The 16,339-nt window shown below is 58.7% G+C and carries 14 protein-coding genes; 2 read left to right on the plus strand and 12 right to left on the minus strand.

Features of this window, described 5'->3' with window-relative positions; translation table 11 throughout:
- Window positions 1-8 precede the first annotated feature (8 nt).
- The 12 genes from glgA to VB144_02525 all read right to left on the minus strand — a co-directional run bounded on the left by glgA (window position 9) and on the right by VB144_02525 (window position 12,165).
- Window positions 9-1,205, minus strand: a complete 1,197-nt coding sequence (gene glgA, locus VB144_02470) for a glycogen synthase (GenBank protein ID MEA4882520.1) — start codon at window positions 1,203-1,205, stop codon at window positions 9-11.
- Window positions 1,202-2,749: a phosphotransferase gene (locus VB144_02475; protein ID MEA4882521.1), complete on the minus strand. Its 1,548-nt coding sequence runs from the start codon at window positions 2,747-2,749 to the stop codon at window positions 1,202-1,204. Before VB144_02475 ends, glgA begins: the two co-directional genes overlap by 4 nt.
- Before the next feature lie 107 nt (window positions 2,750-2,856).
- A complete protein-coding gene (locus tag VB144_02480) occupies window positions 2,857-4,044 on the minus strand; it encodes a PLP-dependent aminotransferase family protein (protein ID MEA4882522.1) in 1,188 nt (395 codons plus the stop codon).
- 58 nt (window positions 4,045-4,102) lie between these two features.
- Window positions 4,103-4,663 carry a 2-oxoacid:acceptor oxidoreductase family protein gene (locus VB144_02485; protein MEA4882523.1) on the minus strand — a complete coding sequence of 187 codons (561 nt, stop codon included), beginning with the start codon at window positions 4,661-4,663 and terminating at the stop codon, window positions 4,103-4,105.
- On the minus strand, window positions 4,660-5,484 hold the full coding sequence (locus VB144_02490; protein MEA4882524.1) for a 2-oxoacid:ferredoxin oxidoreductase subunit beta: 825 nt from the start codon (window positions 5,482-5,484) through the stop codon (window positions 4,660-4,662). Before VB144_02490 ends, VB144_02485 begins: the two co-directional genes overlap by 4 nt.
- Window positions 5,485-5,487: 3 nt before the next feature.
- Window positions 5,488-6,630, minus strand: coding sequence for a 2-oxoacid:acceptor oxidoreductase subunit alpha (locus VB144_02495; protein ID MEA4882525.1), 1,143 nt, complete (start codon window positions 6,628-6,630; stop codon window positions 5,488-5,490).
- Complete coding sequence (locus VB144_02500; protein MEA4882526.1) at window positions 6,620-6,877, minus strand: 4Fe-4S binding protein; 258 nt, start codon at window positions 6,875-6,877, stop codon at window positions 6,620-6,622. Before VB144_02500 ends, VB144_02495 begins: the two co-directional genes overlap by 11 nt.
- Before the next feature lie 23 nt (window positions 6,878-6,900).
- Window positions 6,901-8,181, minus strand: a complete 1,281-nt coding sequence (locus tag VB144_02505) for an adenylosuccinate synthase (protein MEA4882527.1) — start codon at window positions 8,179-8,181, stop codon at window positions 6,901-6,903.
- Window positions 8,182-8,456: 275 nt separating this feature from the next.
- Complete coding sequence (locus VB144_02510) at window positions 8,457-8,822, minus strand: hypothetical protein (protein MEA4882528.1); 366 nt, start codon at window positions 8,820-8,822, stop codon at window positions 8,457-8,459.
- Window positions 8,823-8,871: 49 nt separating this feature from the next.
- Entirely contained in the window at window positions 8,872-9,561 is a 690-nt protein-coding gene (locus tag VB144_02515) for a histidine phosphatase family protein (protein MEA4882529.1), read from the minus strand.
- The gene (locus VB144_02520) at window positions 9,558-10,862 is read right to left on the minus strand and encodes a pitrilysin family protein (GenBank protein MEA4882530.1); all 1,305 of its coding nucleotides are present in this window, start codon (window positions 10,860-10,862) and stop codon (window positions 9,558-9,560) included. The genes VB144_02515 and VB144_02520 overlap by 4 nt, the downstream gene beginning before the upstream one ends.
- Window positions 10,855-12,165: a pitrilysin family protein gene (locus VB144_02525; protein MEA4882531.1), complete on the minus strand. Its 1,311-nt coding sequence runs from the start codon at window positions 12,163-12,165 to the stop codon at window positions 10,855-10,857. The genes VB144_02520 and VB144_02525 overlap by 8 nt, the downstream gene beginning before the upstream one ends.
- An 819-nt stretch (window positions 12,166-12,984) precedes the next feature.
- On the opposite strand from VB144_02525, the gene VB144_02530 reads away from it, so the two are divergent.
- Together VB144_02530 and VB144_02535 are read left to right on the plus strand one after the other, a co-directional pair.
- Window positions 12,985-14,919, plus strand: a complete 1,935-nt coding sequence (locus tag VB144_02530; GenBank protein MEA4882532.1) for an ABC transporter substrate-binding protein — start codon at window positions 12,985-12,987, stop codon at window positions 14,917-14,919.
- Between the two features lie 128 nt (window positions 14,920-15,047).
- On the plus strand, window positions 15,048-16,337 hold the full coding sequence (locus VB144_02535) for a DUF1343 domain-containing protein (GenBank protein MEA4882533.1): 1,290 nt from the start codon (window positions 15,048-15,050) through the stop codon (window positions 16,335-16,337).
- Window positions 16,338-16,339 lie beyond the last annotated feature (2 nt).

Genomic DNA, 16,339 nt, shown 5'->3' on the forward strand with positions numbered 1-16,339 from the left:
ATAGCGCCTCATCGCTCCGAATCGGATCTGATGTCCGCAGCCTGGGTTATCCTTTCATACAGCTTCACTGTCTGCTTGGCTATTGCGTCCCACGAGAACGTCTCTTCGACTCTCTTTCTTCCTGCGGCGCCGAACCTCCCGGCTAGCTCTCCCGAGCTTAGTATCTGATTGAGCGCCGCAGCAAGCGCCGCGGGATCACCCGGAGGGACCGTAAAGCCTGTCTCTCCGTCGATAACCACTTCGGGTATTCCCCCCACTTCCGAAGCCACAACAGGTATGTTGCACGCCATTGCTTCCAGGTTGATTATGCCGAACGGTTCGTACACCGATGGACAGGCAAACACTGATGCGTGGCTGTACAGCTGGATCACGTGCTCCTTCGGAACCATCCGGTTGATCCAGACCACATTGTCCATCTGCCGGACCCTCGCTTCCAGTTCGTCCTGAAGCTCCTGGGTATCTGGCGCACCTGCGCACAACACCAGGCTCACTCCTTGACGGACCATTGGCATGGCATCGAGCAGGTGCATTATCCCCTTCTGCCGTGATATCCTCCCAACAAACAGCACGTACGGCTGCCGCACTCCATAGGCCTCAAGTGCACTTGCGTCCTGCGTGGGTCTGTATTGCGACAGGTCTATGCCATTGTGCACAACTGCGATCCTTTCCGGCGATACGCCCGAGTGTTCAATTATGTCGTCTCGCATTCCCTTCGAGACCGCAATCACACAGTCGGAGTTGTCGAGCCCGATCCGCTCCATCCAGGAGCTGAGCTGGCGCCCACGGCCCAACTGCTCCTCCTTCCACGGCCGCAGAGGCTCAAGGGAGTGCACAGTAGTAATGAGCTTCTTCCCGTACAGCACCTTCGCGAGATATCCCGCAAAGAATGTGTACCAGGTATGGCAGTGGACAATATCGGATTGGATGGGGTCTTTCACCATCGCAAGGTCAACCGACATCGGATCCAGCACTTTCTGCAGACGGGGATCTGATCCCCTGGACATCTCGATCCATGGGCCGTAGCTTTTCACCTGGAATTGGTCACTCTCTGACGGCGGCCTTTCTCCGAAACACCTGACCTCCACTGGAATCAGCCTTGCGAGGCTGGATGACAGATAGTCAACATGCACGCCCGCCCCTCCGTATACGTTAGGCGGATACTCACGAGTCATTATGGTCACACTCGGCGACGCAGCCACCTTCATTCGGCTCCACCTCCAGCTCTGTCAATCAGTCGGCACACTCCCGTGAGAGGGATGATACTCCAGTCAGGCCTGTTGTTCAGTTCGTAGTTGACCTCGTACAGGGCCTTCTCTATCTCAAATCTTCTGATCAGCGCAGTCCGGTCCACATCATCAGGGGGAAGGAGCCGTCGTCCACCGCGTCGCTCCTCCGCCAGATAGCCACTGAGGAAGGCCTCACGGCTCTCTCTCTCCCATGCGTCAGCTATCTCGTACGCATCCTGGCTGCACTTTGGCATCCGCACGACAGCGCCCTTGGCTGCGTAACTCAGAGATCGGAGCATACCCGCGATATCCCTGGCCGGGCTCGCAAGAGCGCGTCTCTCCTCTACCGGAGCGAGAGGCTCGCCTTCGAAGTCGATGACCGCATAGCCTCCGTCAGGCTTTACAAGGATCTGTCCGAGGTGAAGATCACCGTGGCACCGCATGACATGGCCCAAGTCCATCGGGACCGCCCCTTCAGGAATGCTCGCACCGCATACAAATGACCTCACGCTGGACTGGGACTCCAGCACCCGCGCTGCCGCGTGCTGAGCCTCTGGCCCCAGTGATCCCATGCAGTCTGCAATGGCGTCCACGGCCAGATCCGCTCTGGTTCTGGCTGCCTCATCCCATCGCTCCACATCACTCTCATCAGCCCGTCTGCACCCAAAACCAGGCGCATCAACCGACGCAAGGGCGGCATGGAGACGTGCTATCGTGGCGCCAAGCTCGCTAATCGCAGCACACGATGCTGGGCCCACGGCGAATGGGTGTTCCGCTTCGGGTATGCGCAAAGCCCCATCAAGGGCCGACGCAATACCTTCCCATGCATCTCCCACGCTGGGCACTTCCTCAGTCTGCACGGCCACCGAGTATCTGACCCCATCTGCCCCAACGTAAGCAACCTCAGCCTCAACCCTGGGAGTCTCGCGGAACTCCGTCATCTTGGCGAGAGCCACACCAATCTCGACGTCTGGGTTCGTCCCAGGTGTGAGCAGCCTGAAGGTCTTAAGCGCAGACCCGCGGCGTGCAATAGCGATCGTGTTGGTGTAGGCATCTCCCACCTTCTTCACTCGCCATCCGTGACCGCCCCCTCCCACAAGGCGAAATTCGAACCTTCCATGTAGGGTAGGAAGCTGCCTGCCGGCCCCTGCAAGCCACGGGATGAGATTCGCATACTCATCCGACACAGCCGCGTCCCGAACATCCCACCTGTGCCCTGCTACTGTGCCGAGGAGTGGAAGGCTCTCCGCCATCATCCCGGATGGCCCGATCAAGGCCGGGACGAAGTAGTCGCCCGCCCCTGGGAATCGCAGGATTGCCAAGACCATACGGGGAACGCCCGGCTCATCCTGGACGTTCAGCCCTCCGTCGACGGCAGGGGCATCGTGTTCGCTCTGAATGACCGCGAAGTCAGAAAGCTCGAAGCTATCCGTCTGCAATGCCTTATGCCGGTACCAGCGAACACCTGTGAATGCCGACGCATCCATCTCTCGGAATACAGCCTCTACCGATGCAGCGTCCATCCCATCCCTCCTAGCCTGAGACGAAATGGACCCGGACGCGCCTCGCTCAACGCGCGGGCGCACCCGGGTCCGATAACCGTCCAGTCGTGCATTGCGGGCTTACGAACCTATACCCCCAAGGCCTCTGCGATCGTCGAGCCCAATCGGTGCATGCCCTCATCGATCGCCTCGATGCTGGCATTCGTGAAATTGAGCCTCATCGTGTTTCTCCCGGAACCATCAGCGTAGAACGGAGAGCCTGGTATGAACGCCACCTTTCTCTCAGTCGCACGCTCAAGTAGGAGCGTAGTATCGATAGACTCGGGAAGCTCCACCCAGATGAAGAGGCCGCCGTCTGGCCTTGTGAACTTGGCGCCCTTCGGGAAATGCCTCTCGATTGCCCTGATCATCGCGTCACGCTTGACCCTGTAACCCTGTCTTGTCGCGTCGATGTGCGGCACTAGCTTGCCACGGTTACAGAATTCATAGACAAGACGCTGTGACAGATTGCTCGTGTGCACATCGGTGGCCTGCTTGCCGATGGTGAGCTTCCTGAACACGTCAGGCGCTGCAGCAGCGTAGCCCACGCGGAGCCCTGGAGATATCACCTTAGAGAAACTGCCCAGGAACACCACGAAGCCTTCCTTGTCGAAGCTGGCGATGGATGGCAGAGCCATCCCGTCATACCGGAGTGCCGCATAAGGGTCGTCTTCCACGACCGCCACCCGGCGCCTCGCCGCAATCTCGGCGACGGCTCTGCGTCTTTCGAGCGAGAGCGTGACGCCAGTCGGGTTTTGGAACGTTGGAACCACGTAGATGACCTTGGGGCGATAGCGAACGACGGCGGCCTCGAGTGACTCCGGGATCATCCCGTCTCCATCGGAGTCCACAAAGCCGAACCTGGCCTCGTAGGATCTGAATATGTGGAGTGCCGCTAGGTAGGTGGGCCGCTCGACGATTACGTAGTCCCCGGGGTTTATGAACACCTTCGCCGACAGATCGATGCCCTGCTGAGCGCCTGAGATGACCAGAACCTGCTCCGCACCAACATGAATGCCGCGCTCGGCCAGAGAGGCCGCGATCAGCTGCCTGAGAGGCCCGTAGCCCTCCGTTGTGGAATACTGCAGCACCTGTTTACCTGAAGTCCGCAGAATCTCATCAGACAGCTGCCTTATGTCCTCGGCGGGAAGCGCATCTGGCGATGGCATTCCGCCTGCGAAGGATATGATGTCCGGCTTGTCGGTGATCTTGAGAATCTCTCGGATCACGTTCCCGCTGAGGTTCTGCACTCTAGTAGCGAACGCGGAGTTCTCCAATGGATCATCACTCCCCCTTGCCACTCGGCGTGTTCGGCTCTACCGTACTGTATATTCCTCAGTTGCCCAAAGATCCCTGCTTCGCCAGGTAAGCCCGGGCAGCTGCCCTACCTGCCCTGAGTGCCTTCAGGTTAGCCTCGGTCGTGCCCTTGGGAACGCGCCGGGCCACCGCTTTCTCAAGAGAATCAGCCGATACGAGCTTGGCCACTTCGTTAAGGATGCCGAGGGCGACTATGTTAGCCATAATCGGCCTGCCGGTGGTCTCGACAGAGATATCAGTAATGGGGAACCCATGAACTACACCGCGGTTTGCCGGCACGGCCGCCACAAGCCCTGAATCTACTATCACGATGCCGCCAGCCTCGATGGTGCAAGCATAACGGGCACAGGCGGCGTCTGACATCAGCACCAGGATCTCTGGCTTGGTCACCTTGGGATAGTCGATGGGCTCATCAGCTATGACAACCTCCGCCTTCGAAGCTCCGCCACGGGCTTCCGGCCCGTAGCTCTGCGTCTGTACAACCTCGTGCCCGTCGAGCATACCGGCTTCAGCCAGGATTATCCCTGCCAGGATCAGACCCTGCCCTCCGAAACCCGACAGTCTCAATTCCCGTCTCACTTCCCGGCCGCCTCCTTCGCTCTTTCCATAACCTTCGCGTACAGCTCGGTGTACTCAGGCGCATTCCCGCGATACAGCTCTCCTATGACGATCTTGCCCGCGAGTTCCGCCGGATCGAGCTTGGCAGCGGCGGCCATGGTGACAGAGTTCTTCTTGAACCACTCGATCATCTCCACTGGTCCGCCCATCTTGTTCTTTCTTCCGAAGTAGGTCGGGCACTGGGTGGGCGCCTCCACAAAAGCGAACCCCGGAGTCTCTATCGCATGCTCGATATATGTGGAAAGCTGCCTCGCGTGGGCGGTGGTCGCCCGGGCCACGTAGTTCGCACCGCAGGCGCGCACCAGCTCACACAGATCGAAGTTCCGCTCGATATTGCCGTAGGGCGCTGTGGTGGCATACCTGCCAGACGGGGTCATCGGCGAGTACTGGCCGGAAGTCATGCCGTAGATTGAGTTGTTCATGCACACAACAGTGATGCCCATGTTGCGCCTGGCGGCGTGTATCAGGTGATTGCCTCCGATGGCAGATGCATCGCCGTCGCCAGTAAGCACTATCACGTGCAGATCAGGTTTTGCTATCTTGATCCCCGTAGCGAAGGCAATTGCCCTCCCGTGTGTCGTGTGAACGGTGTTGAAATCGATGTAGCCAGGCGCCCTCGATGCGCATCCAATCCCCGACACGACGCAAACATCGTCGTTGTCAAGATCCAACCTGGCGATGGCCCTGAGGACGGCGTTCAGGATGATCCCGTGGCCACATCCGGGGCACCAGATGTGTGGAAGAAACCGACTACGAAGATAACCATCTATCTCTCTGGCCACTGCCTACACCCCCTCTATTCGGGCAAGAATCTCCTCAGGAGCGATTGGCTCTCCATCGACCCTGGAGTAGCCGACGACCTCGCACTTTCCATTGGAGGCGCGCTGCACTTCCCTCACTAGCTGTCCCATGTTCATCTCCGGAACGATTATCCTGTCAACCCTGCTCGCGATGTCTTCGATGAGCGCATCCGGGAACGGCCAAATGGTCTTGGGCTGGAAGATGCCGGCCTTGATGCCCCGCTCCCTGGCAACTCTTACAGCGCACCGAGCGGACCGTGCAGTGAATCCGCAGGCAACAACGGCGGTCTTCGCGTCATCGATGAACTCGCTAGCAGTGAATGTGATCTCCTTCACCCTCGATTCCACTTTCGCATGCAGTCGTCTGATCAAATAGTCGACTTTCGCAGGCGAACTCGTGGGGAAACCGGTCTCATCGTGGTAGAGCCCTGTCACGTGCCAGCGGTACCCGGACCCGAAATCCGCCATGGGAGGCACGCCATCAGGGTCCGCCAGGTACGGCAGATACTCCGCCGGCGGCATCTGGGGACGCGGCCGGTTTTCGGCAACCACGTCCGACGCGCACGGGATGACTACCCTCTCCCTCATGTGAGCGATGACCTCGTCCATTAGGAGGATCACAGGCACACGCAGCCGCTCAGAGATGCTGACTGCCTTCACTGTAAGATCGAACGTCTCGGAAACACTGGACGGATACAGCGCGACGATGGGGTGATCGCCATGAGTCCCCCATCTGGCCTGCTGCAAATCGCCTTGAGCTGGAGATGTGGGAAGCCCAGTGCTAGGGCCGGTCCGTTGCACGTTGACTACGACGCATGGGACCTCTGTGAACGACGCGAATCCGATGTTCTCCTGCTTAAGAGAGAATCCAGGGCCTGAAGTGGCCGTCATGACCTTAAGCCCCGCGAGAGACGCGCCGACGATAGCAGCCATACTGGCGATCTCGTCTTCCATTTGGATGAACTTGCCGCCAACCTGCGGCAGACGTTCGGATAGGATCTCGGCGATTTCCGTGGACGGGGTTATGGGGTAACCCGCGAAAAACCGCACGCCTGCGAGCAATGCAGCCTCCGCGCAGCTCTCATTGCCCTGAAGGAGCCTTACACCGGTGTTGCACTTATCTGGCACCAACAGCCTCCCCCTTCCCCTGCGCCGGTCCTCGCGACCGTGATGCGACTACTCGCACCGCTAGGTCCGGGCACATGATCTCGCACATCTCGCACTTGATGCAGTCTTCGGGTCTTGCCACAACAGCCTTCCCGCCCGGACCTGCTTCGAGAACCTTCTTTGGGCACATGGCGATGCATATCCCGCATGCCTTGCACCACTCCGTCCTCACCACGACCGGGGTCTCGGGGCACTCTGGCGAACTCATGGACTCCCCTCCACATCACTTGGTTAGTGAGCAGAGAATGTCTGCTCCCGTCTGGGACCTACCGAAACAAGCCCTATGCGCGCCCCACACAGCTCCTCGATTCTGCGAAGGTACGCCATGGCTGGCGCGGGCAAGTCCGCTGACGACCTCACGTTGGAAATATCGCTGCACCAGCCCTCGTGCTCTTCATATATGGGCGTCACATGCCCCATCAGTGCAGGAGGGGGTGGAGTATCACGTATCACTTCGCCATCCCGCGTGTTTACCCTGTAGGCCGTCGCCATCTTCAGCCTCTCAATTCCGCCCATAACATCGAGTTTAGTCACAGCGATATCGGTGAAGCCCGAAAGCCCTGAGCTGTATCTCACCGCGACTGCATCGAACCATCCGCATCTTCGGGGCCTGCCAGTGGTCGCACCGTACTCCCCGCCCACCCGGCGGAGCCGCTCACCCATCTCGTCGTTGAGTTCAGTGGGCATCGGCCCCTCGCCCACACAGGTGGAATACGCCTTCACCACGCCAACCACCCTGGTGATCAGTGCCGGCGGGATGCCCGCCCCCACGGAAGCTCCGCCAGCTATCGGGTTTGAGGACGTTACATACGGATAGGCGCCCCAGTCAAGATCCCTCATGGCGCCGAGCTGCCCCTCAAGCAGGATTCTGTCGCCTCGTCCCATGGCTTTGCGCACTTCGGCATAGCAGTCTACCACATGAGGCCTTACGGCCTTCAACGCCGGCCAGACCTGATCCAGCACATCGTCTGCCGACAACGCCTCAGCCCCGTACAGCTCTGAGAGGATCAGGTTCACTCTCTCCACGTTCACCCTTACGCGCTCAGCGAAGTAGTCCTGGTCCAGCGAATCGAACACCTGAATGCCAAAACGCCCCACCTTGTCGGCATAGGCCGGCCCGATTCCCCTCATTGTGGTCCCTATTTTGGATTTCCTGAAGGATTCCTCCGCTCTATCCAGGGCCACATGGTATGGCATCACCAGGTGAGCGCGATCAGCCACCATCAGCCTGTCCAGGCCCACGTGAGCTCCCGCAAGTGAGTTCATCTCATTCACCAGCGAGATCGGGTTGACTACCACTCCAGTTCCAATGAGGCATGAAGTATCCGGGTTGAATATCCCTGAAGGTATGAGATGAAGCCGGAACTCACCGTACTCGTTGATGACCGTATGCCCGGCATTGTCGCCGCCCTGGAACCTGATCACCATGTCGGAATCGGTCGCGAGGTAGTCTACGATCTTACCTTTGCCTTCGTCTCCCCATTGCGCGCCGAGGACAGCGGTTATGGCCATGGCCAGTCCACATCCTACTCATTTAAGCATTCAAGACAACGTCCCGCCAAGATAATCCCATCGTGTTCAGTGCGATTGGCGCAAAACGGCACAATGACAGGAGGCCCATTCCCCCGCCGATCGGCGTTGGGAGGCCCTCCCGAAGCCATGCCTTCTTAATTCTACCACCCAAGTATACACGGTGCAAATCCGCACCGCCCTGACTGACGCCCTGAAACCCGCGTGTCGCGAAACCCGTGCAGGCGCGAAGCATCACACCATGCCTGAGGGTCGGATCAGGGGATCTCGTCGGTAAGTGAGAGCGTAACCGGACCTACTTCTTTGATTGTGACTGGGAAGTGCAGTTCATGCATGCCATGCTCTAGGGAGACACCCTTGACACGCACCACGAGCTCGATTCCTGCAGGGAGTGACAAGGGCGAAGATGGGGACACATCGCCGGCGCCGAGGTCCGTATCGCCGAGACCAAATCTGATGTCTGCCGGCGGCACATCCCGCCCGTCGACGGCCATGGTTCCAGCACCAGTCAGATTCCCGGAAACCAGAGTATTCTTCAACTTGAACGCGAACCCGGCCTGCGTATTGGAAAGGCTCCCCCTCACGTAGATGCGCCTGACTATAGCATCAGGAACCGTGAACAACCAACATCGCCCCTTTCTCGTAACGCATAGAGCACCCCACTCTAGCCAATTAGTACGCGCGAGGCTGGAAAGGTATGACCTCATCATCGCTGCCGGGCGACCAGAGACTATCCCGTTCAAGGTAGTGCCTATCGTTCAGGCGAAGAAGCTTCCCTCGCACTGGTTCTGCCGAGGAGATCTCGGCAATTGTGAGGGATGCATTGCCCAGCGCGATCCTGCGGTGAGTTCCCACGTCAGCTCCGAGTATGAGGCAAATGAGAGCTTTCAGAACAATGCCGTGGGCCACCAGAACCACCGCCGCGTTTTCATGCTCCTTGATGACCGACCCAAGCATATTGGCGGCACGCGCCTGCACATCGAGAAGGCTCTCTCCCCCGAGATACTTGGTGGACAGAGGGTTGCGCCTATGCGCCTCTGCGAACTCCACATAGGTGGATAGCACCTCATCCCAGGTCAGCCCTGAAAGCCTTCCGATGTCAACCTCCATCAGCCTGTCATCGAACTCGATGGGGACCCTCAAGGCCTCCGCGATCGGTCGCGCAGTCTCTGCGGCCCGGGATTGCGGGCTCGCGTACACCAGAGAAACACGGCCAACCGAACGCGATTCGCCCATGTAGCGGGCGCCGGCCACCGCCTGCGCCCGCCCGAGATCAGACAGGGGCACATCAGAGCGCCCCTGGAGCCTGCGCTCACGATTCCACATAGTCTCACCGTGGCGGATCAGCATCAGTCGCGTCATGGCCTAGCCTCCGGTGGAGAGATCACGGATATCACCATCCGCTCACGGTTGAACACTCGCTTCCCCATTTCAACCACCTCTTCCAGGCTGAGCGCATCTGCAGCAGACACCCGGTCGAGCAGACTCATCTGCCGAAAGTGGTAGGTGAGGAAGTTGTAGGCGATGTATTCCAGAGAATTGAACCCACGAAGCATTGATCCCATGACCTTCCTGCGAGTAAGCTCAAACTCAGATTCACTGACGCCGTGGGCCAGGAAGGCCTCGATTCCCTGCACCACCCTATCTGCAAGCAGATAGGGGTCATGGGTCTTACCCTCAAATGTGACGAGCCCGTATTCCTTCTCGTAGTCGAAATCATCGTCGAAGGATGCGTCAAGCAGTCCCTCCTCGTAAAGCGCGTTGTACAGCTGGGAGCTCCGCCCAAGCATCATGTCGAGAAGCATCTCCATGCCCACGATCCTCCGGAGCAGGGCCTGCCCCTCATGGCCGATGTCATTGTCTTTGTAGCCGAAGCACAGTATCGGCTCTGATACAGCCATCCGCCGCTCTACTCGGGCGCTCCCCACCTCCTGTGGTTCCTCAGGATAAACCCTCTCCAGTGCAGGAACGGGGCCGAAGTCGCGCCCGTCTAGGACCTTGGCGGCAGCTTCAACCACCTCCGCTGGATCCACATCCCCCACCACGAACAGAGTCATATTGGACGGATGGTAGAATGCCCGGTAGCACTGGTACAGGGTCTCCTTGTTGATGCGATTAATGGATTCCACGGACCCCACTATCTCGACCCTAACCGGATTACGCTGGTACATCGACTGCAGCAGCCCATTCACCGCCTGCCAATCCGGGGAGTCGTCCATCATCCTGATCTCCTGCTCGATGATGCCCTTCTCCTTCTCCACGTTCTTGTCGGTGAAATGGGGCCTCATCACGAAGCCGAGCAGCGTATCAAGGGACGGCCAGAAGTTGTCAACGCATGAGAACAGATAGCCTGTCATCGTGTAGTTAGTGAACGCGTTGGAATATGCTCCTAGCTCCGAGAAGACGTCGTCGATGGATCCATCCTCTTCCTCGAAGAGCTTGTGCTCAAGGAAGTGGGCAATTCCGTCGGGAACCTGGATCACCTCGCCTGATCCGTCTATCCTGAACCTGCTATCAATAGATCCGAACCTGGTCGCTAACACTCCATACTTCTTCGCGAACCCGCTCTTTCTCAGGACGCATACCTCAAGGCCGCAGCCGAGCTTCGCCCGGGACACTTCCTCTCGAACCAGTTCTGATCTGTCTACGTGCATGCTAATCATGGCTCTCGCCCCCTTCGTCCCGGAGAAAGTAGGTGGTGTCCAGACGTATGGTCTGGGCCGCACTGACTACGTCCTGGAGGGCAATTGCCTCTATGGCCTGCGACAGCTGAGCGGGCGTGATCGATACCCCGTTCACGTCGCCCATGATCGCGAAATCGACCATCGCCGATGAGCTGTCCCTCATCATCTGGATGTCCCGGAGTATTCCCCTCCTGGTATTCTCCATCTCCTTCTCGTTGATGACGCCGGACTGCATGTCCGACAGCTGCTCGCCAACTATCTCCACTGCACGGTCTAGGGCATCGAAGTCGATTCCCGCGTTCACCCACAGGTAGCCCATGGTCTGATCAAGCGAAGAGTCGGCGAAATACGCTAGGCTCGCCCTCTCTCGAACGTTCTGGAACAACTTCGAGTGGGTATAGGCGCCGAACACCCCGTTGGCGAAGACCATCGCCGGGAAATCGGAGTCAGAGTATGTAGAGCCAATGCGATAGCCCATCACGAGGTGCCCCTGGCTGACGTCCATAGCCTCGACTATCCTGCGCGGATCTCGAGCCCGCTCATCCGCGCCGGCGCCCGGCTTCGCCGACTCGCGCGCAAACCGCACAGGCTTGGGATCGCGGTTCATATCGAACACCCTGGCCATGAGGTCGAGCACTTCCGCGCGGTCCACATCACCTACGACGAAGATGTCCATGGGCGACTCCGATATCACCTGCTGATGCTGGACGAACAAGCGCTCTGGCGTGATCGCCGCAATATCCTCCACCTTTCCAAGCTTGGGGATGGCGTACCGCTCACCGCGGCACATCTCCTCTACACACCGCTTGAAGGCGTAGGCCTGCTTCTCGTCGAGGATGCTCTCGATAAGCCTGCGGAGATTCTCCTTCTCCTGTTCCACATAGTCCGAACGGAGCACACCCCCTTCTAGGGCAGGATCGAATATGAGCTCTCTGAGGGTGACCATCGCCTCGGGCATCAGATCCTCACCTGCAGGCAAGTACTTGCCGTTGGCGACCTCGAGACCGAACACAATGAGCTGCCTCTCGCCCCTCTTGGAAACCCCTGCGCCCAAGGAGGCGCCATACAACCGATCGAGGCTCTGCATGAAATCCGAGGTCCTAGGGTATCTGGCAGTTCCACGCCTAGCAACTTGCGACAGAACTGCGTTCCACGCGGCGGTCTCCGCAGCGAGGTCTGAATGCAGCACAGCGGTGATACTGTTTGTTTTGAACTTCGGAGCACACATCACGTGCACTTCTATTCCGTTTGGGAGACTATCAACAGAGAAGAGCTCATCCAACACTAACCCTCCAGTCGTTCCGGCGCACTCGCGTGAGCGCCAGTGGAGCCAACGTATACTAGTATGACCCATGAAGGCTCGGCACTGCAATAGATGGGGCAGTCGGACGGCTCAAGTGGCGCTAACAAATGCGCATCCTCGACCGGCGTACCGAGTCTCTCAGAGGTCCAGTACGGATTTCGTACGCGCAATACTGGGGACCAGTACGGATTCCGTACGACGCCAAGGGCAAAACCGCCCGATGGCCATCGAAAACTCGGCAGTTCAGCCATTAACAGCATATATGCCCACATGCAGGGGGCGAAACTACCATATATTCGGTGCGTATGCGCCCTCCCCGTCCGCGTCAGCCACAATTCGTGCCTGGCGTTGTACGTATTCCGTACTGGCAGCACGACGAACCAGTACGGATTCCGTACAGCGTGCACGGAATGCACGGAATGCACGGAAGCACGGAATTGCACGGAACCACCGAGGGAAGCACAGAACAATCTTATCGCGAACCGATTCTTGGGGCTTGTTGGCGCTATCGGCAAGACGTGAGAGGAATTGTGGCGCCTTACCAGGGTGGGAATACTTCCTTCCAAAAGCGGACGTAGCGTGAAGGAGTTCTTCCATTGGCGTAGAATCACCATGAAGGATATGCCATCAAACCCAGTTCTCTGCTTGCTTTTTCGAAATGGAAGACGAGGGAGACGGGAAAGGAGGAAGGACTAAGGAGCGAAAGGACGGTAGGTAGGAAGGCAGCACAAGGCAACCGGAGTTGGAGAGTCTTTTGGGACAGGGTCAACCACACTGATGAGGAGGAGGTTGTTTATGATGTCCTGGTCAAGACGGGGGACTGGTGTTCTCCTGATGGCAGCGGCGCTCTGTGTCGCTGGCATGTCCTATGGCTTCGGCGTCACGGCGCTGGCGGCATCCTATTCCGAGGCCCCGATGCTGGCAACCCTGGTGAAGCAGGGGAAACTCAAGCCTCTGGATCAAAGGCTTCCGGAAAACCCTCTGCTGGTGCCTCCGGTGAAAGAGATCGGCGCATACGGCGGCGCGCTTCGCATTGCCATTCTGAGTCCGGCCGACATTGGAAACGTCCATTCGGCGCTTCTGAGTGAGCCACTCCTGCGCTGGAACCGCGATGGCAACAAGGTCGTTCCGAACCTGGCCGAAGCGTGGAGCGTGTCGGGGGACGGGCTGGTGTACACGTTCCGTCTCCGAAAGGGCGTAAAGTGGTCTGACGGCGCCCCCTTCACTGCCGACGATGTGATGTTCTGGTACAACGACATCGTCCTCAACAAAGACCTCTGTCCCACCACGCCTGCATGGATGATATCAGAGGGAAAGCCAGCCAAGGTCGAGAAGGTTGATGGTCACACCGTCAGATTCACTCTTGCCAAGCCAAACGCTGTCTTTGTGGAAAACCTGGCCTTTATGGGCGGAAACGCCGACAGCAACTCCATCATGGCGCGTCCCAAACACTATCTCAAGTCTTTCCACGCGAACTACACCCCCAAGGCCACCCTGGACGACATGGCCAAGAAGCAGGGGCTCGATTCGTGGTACGCGCTCTTCCAGGATAAGTGGGACTTCAGGACTAACCCGGATTGTCCTACGGTCGCCGCCTGGAGACCGCTCAACGCCCTCCGGGGCAAGGACTATCAGGCTCTGGAACGCAACCCCTACTACTGGAAGGTGGACCCCAACGGCAATCAGCTGCCCTACATCGACAAGATCGCGGTTCAGATCGTGTCGAACGTTGAAGTTCTGAACATGAAGGTCGCCGCTGGCGAAATCGACATGGACTGGGGACACATGACCCTCCCCAACTATCCATTCCTGAAAGAGAACGCCGATAAGGGCAACTACAAAGTACTGCTCTGGAACTCCACATTAGGCTCGAACCTGCAGTTCCAGTTCGACCTGAATCACAAGGATCCCGTGCTGAGGGAGATCTTCAACAACAGGCAGTTCAGGGCGGCGCTCTCCCTGGGCATCAACCGCGACGAGATCAACGAGCTGTGCTACATGGGCCTCGCAGAACCCAGGCACGCCACAGTGATGCAGGGATGCCCCTACTACACACCAGGCATTGACAAGCTGTACACCGCATATGATCCCAAGACGGCCAACGCGATGCTGGACGAAATGGGACTGGGCAAGAAGGGCAAAGACGGTTTCAGACTGCGTCCCGACGGCAAGCCCCTGGAATTGCTCATTGAGTATCCTCCGACCACAGAGTTCGGACCGTGGGGAGACGCCATCCAGCTCGTGACCAACTGCTGGCAGGATCTGGGCGTCAAGGCGGTCGCCAAGTGCATCGCCGATGGGACTCACGTCACCCGTTCTTCCACAAACGAGATGGACTTCACGGTTTGGGCGTACGGCAGAGGACTTCACCCCCTGATTCAGCCCACGTATCTGTTCCCCTCCGTTCCCAACCGCTCCACCGGAAGCGTCTTGTACGCCCAGTGGTATGCGACAGGAGGCAAGCAGGGTGAGAAGCCCAGCGGCGACATGCTCAAAGCCATGGAGATGTATGCCCAGTATGTAGTGGCTGTGGACGAGAACGAGAGGCTTCGCATAGGAACAGAGATTGTGAAGATCGCAGCGGAGAACATGTGGGGAATCGGAGTAGTGGGAATCGCGCCGGTTCCGATCGTGGTGAAGAAGAACGTTATCAACGTGCCTGAGAAGTCCACACGCGATTGGCTATTGATCCAGATCGCGCACACCAATCCCGAGCAGTACTTCATCAAGTAGACTGGTTCAGAATCTGTCGGGGTCAGCCCAGATCGGCTCGGCTCAGACCGCTCGTCGGCCGGCCCCGACTCCTCACTTCGGCTCCTCGCGCCAGTGCCGATATCGCTTGCCATGCGGAGGTGATCATGATGGTCGAAGGAACGCGCTGCGCCGCCGATCATGCCAACGATCATGTGAAAGTGAAGCTTGGCATCACGAAATTGCTCGAGGATCCAGGAAAGTATCTTGGCAGAATGTGCCCTGGCAGCGCGCATCGCGGCAGTGCGCATCGCGGCAGTGCGCATCCCGGCAGTGCGCATCGCGGCAGGCCGCGTGTGGGCCTCGTGGCCAACTACAATGCTGTAGACGAGCATGCCAGGCCGATCATCCAGCTCCTTCGCGAGCGCTCCGAAATCAGCCTGCGTGCGATCTACGTGGCCGAACACGGCCTTTGGGGATGCGAGCAAGCCGGCGTGAAACTGGGAGACTCGGTAGACGCATTCACAGGCGCCCAGGTCTTCAGCCTATATGGCGACACTATGAAACCAACACCCGAAATGCTCAGCGACATAGACGTGCTCGTGTGTGACGGAGCCGATATCGGCTCCCGTTACTGGACATGCCTTTCGACCATGGCCCTGTGCATCGAGGCAATGGCCCAGGCAGGCAAGCCCATAATCGTGACGGACAGGCCCAATCCCCTGGGCGGGGCGGCAGTTGAGGGAAACGTCTTGGACATGGAATACCACTCTTTCGTGGGGTTCTTTCGCATACCCATCCGCCACGGCATGACCCCGGGGGAGCTAGCGAGGCTGTTCGCCGGGGAATCGGACCTCGACGCCGACCTTACAATCGTTCCGATGGACGGCTGGACAAGGGACATGCTGTTCCCCGATACCGGCCACTTTTGGACTGCCACCCCGAACATGCCGGACTTCGAAACCGCGCTGCTGTATCCGGGGACGTGCCTGTTCGAGGGGACAGCTTGCTCTGAAGGTCGAGGAACTACGAAGCCTTTCAAACTCATCGGAGCGCCCTGGATCAACGCGATCGACCTCGCCGACCGGCTGAACAACATGGGCATAGATGGGGCGCGCTTCAGGCCGGCGCACTTCAGGCCGGCATTTTCAAAGCATGCCGGCGAGCAGTGTCAGGGAGTCGAGATATACATCACAGATCACGGGCGCATAAGGCCAGTGCATCTGGGTCTTTCCATGTTATGTACGATGAGGGAACAGCGCCCCGACCTCTTCGCCTGGAACGTCCCCTTCATCGACTTGCTGTCGGGCGGCGCCGATTTGAGGACCTGGATAGACGATGGTTCAACACCAGAGCAGATATTGAGCCGGTGGAGGCCGGGCATGAACCAGTTCCTGGGCGTTCGCGAGCGTTACCTGCTGTATGACGGCAGCAGCGGCGCGGGAAACAGGAGGCGATGATA

This window comes from Clostridia bacterium (assembly GCA_034926675.1).
Lineage (GTDB): Bacteria > Bacillota > DTU025 > DTU025 > DTU025 > JAYFQW01.

Bases quoted from the DNA above. Each gene is read 5' to 3' on its own strand.
- VB144_02475 (MEA4882521.1), bottom strand. From the start codon at position 2,749: ATGGACGCTGCATCGGTAGAGGCTGTATTCCGAGAGATGGATGCGTCG.
- VB144_02505 (MEA4882527.1), bottom strand. From the start codon at position 8,181: ATGGCCATAACCGCTGTCCTCGGCGCGCAATGGGGAGACGAAGGCAAA.
- VB144_02535 (MEA4882533.1), top strand. From the start codon at position 15,048: ATGGTCGAAGGAACGCGCTGCGCCGCCGATCATGCCAACGATCATGTG.
- VB144_02530 (MEA4882532.1), top strand. From the start codon at position 12,985: ATGTCCTGGTCAAGACGGGGGACTGGTGTTCTCCTGATGGCAGCGGCG.
- glgA (MEA4882520.1), bottom strand. From the start codon at position 1,205: ATGAAGGTGGCTGCGTCGCCGAGTGTGACCATAATGACTCGTGAGTAT.
- VB144_02515 (MEA4882529.1), bottom strand. From the start codon at position 9,561: ATGACGCGACTGATGCTGATCCGCCACGGTGAGACTATGTGGAATCGT.
- VB144_02500 (MEA4882526.1), bottom strand. From the start codon at position 6,877: ATGAGTTCGCCAGAGTGCCCCGAGACCCCGGTCGTGGTGAGGACGGAG.
- VB144_02520 (MEA4882530.1), bottom strand. From the start codon at position 10,862: ATGATTAGCATGCACGTAGACAGATCAGAACTGGTTCGAGAGGAAGTG.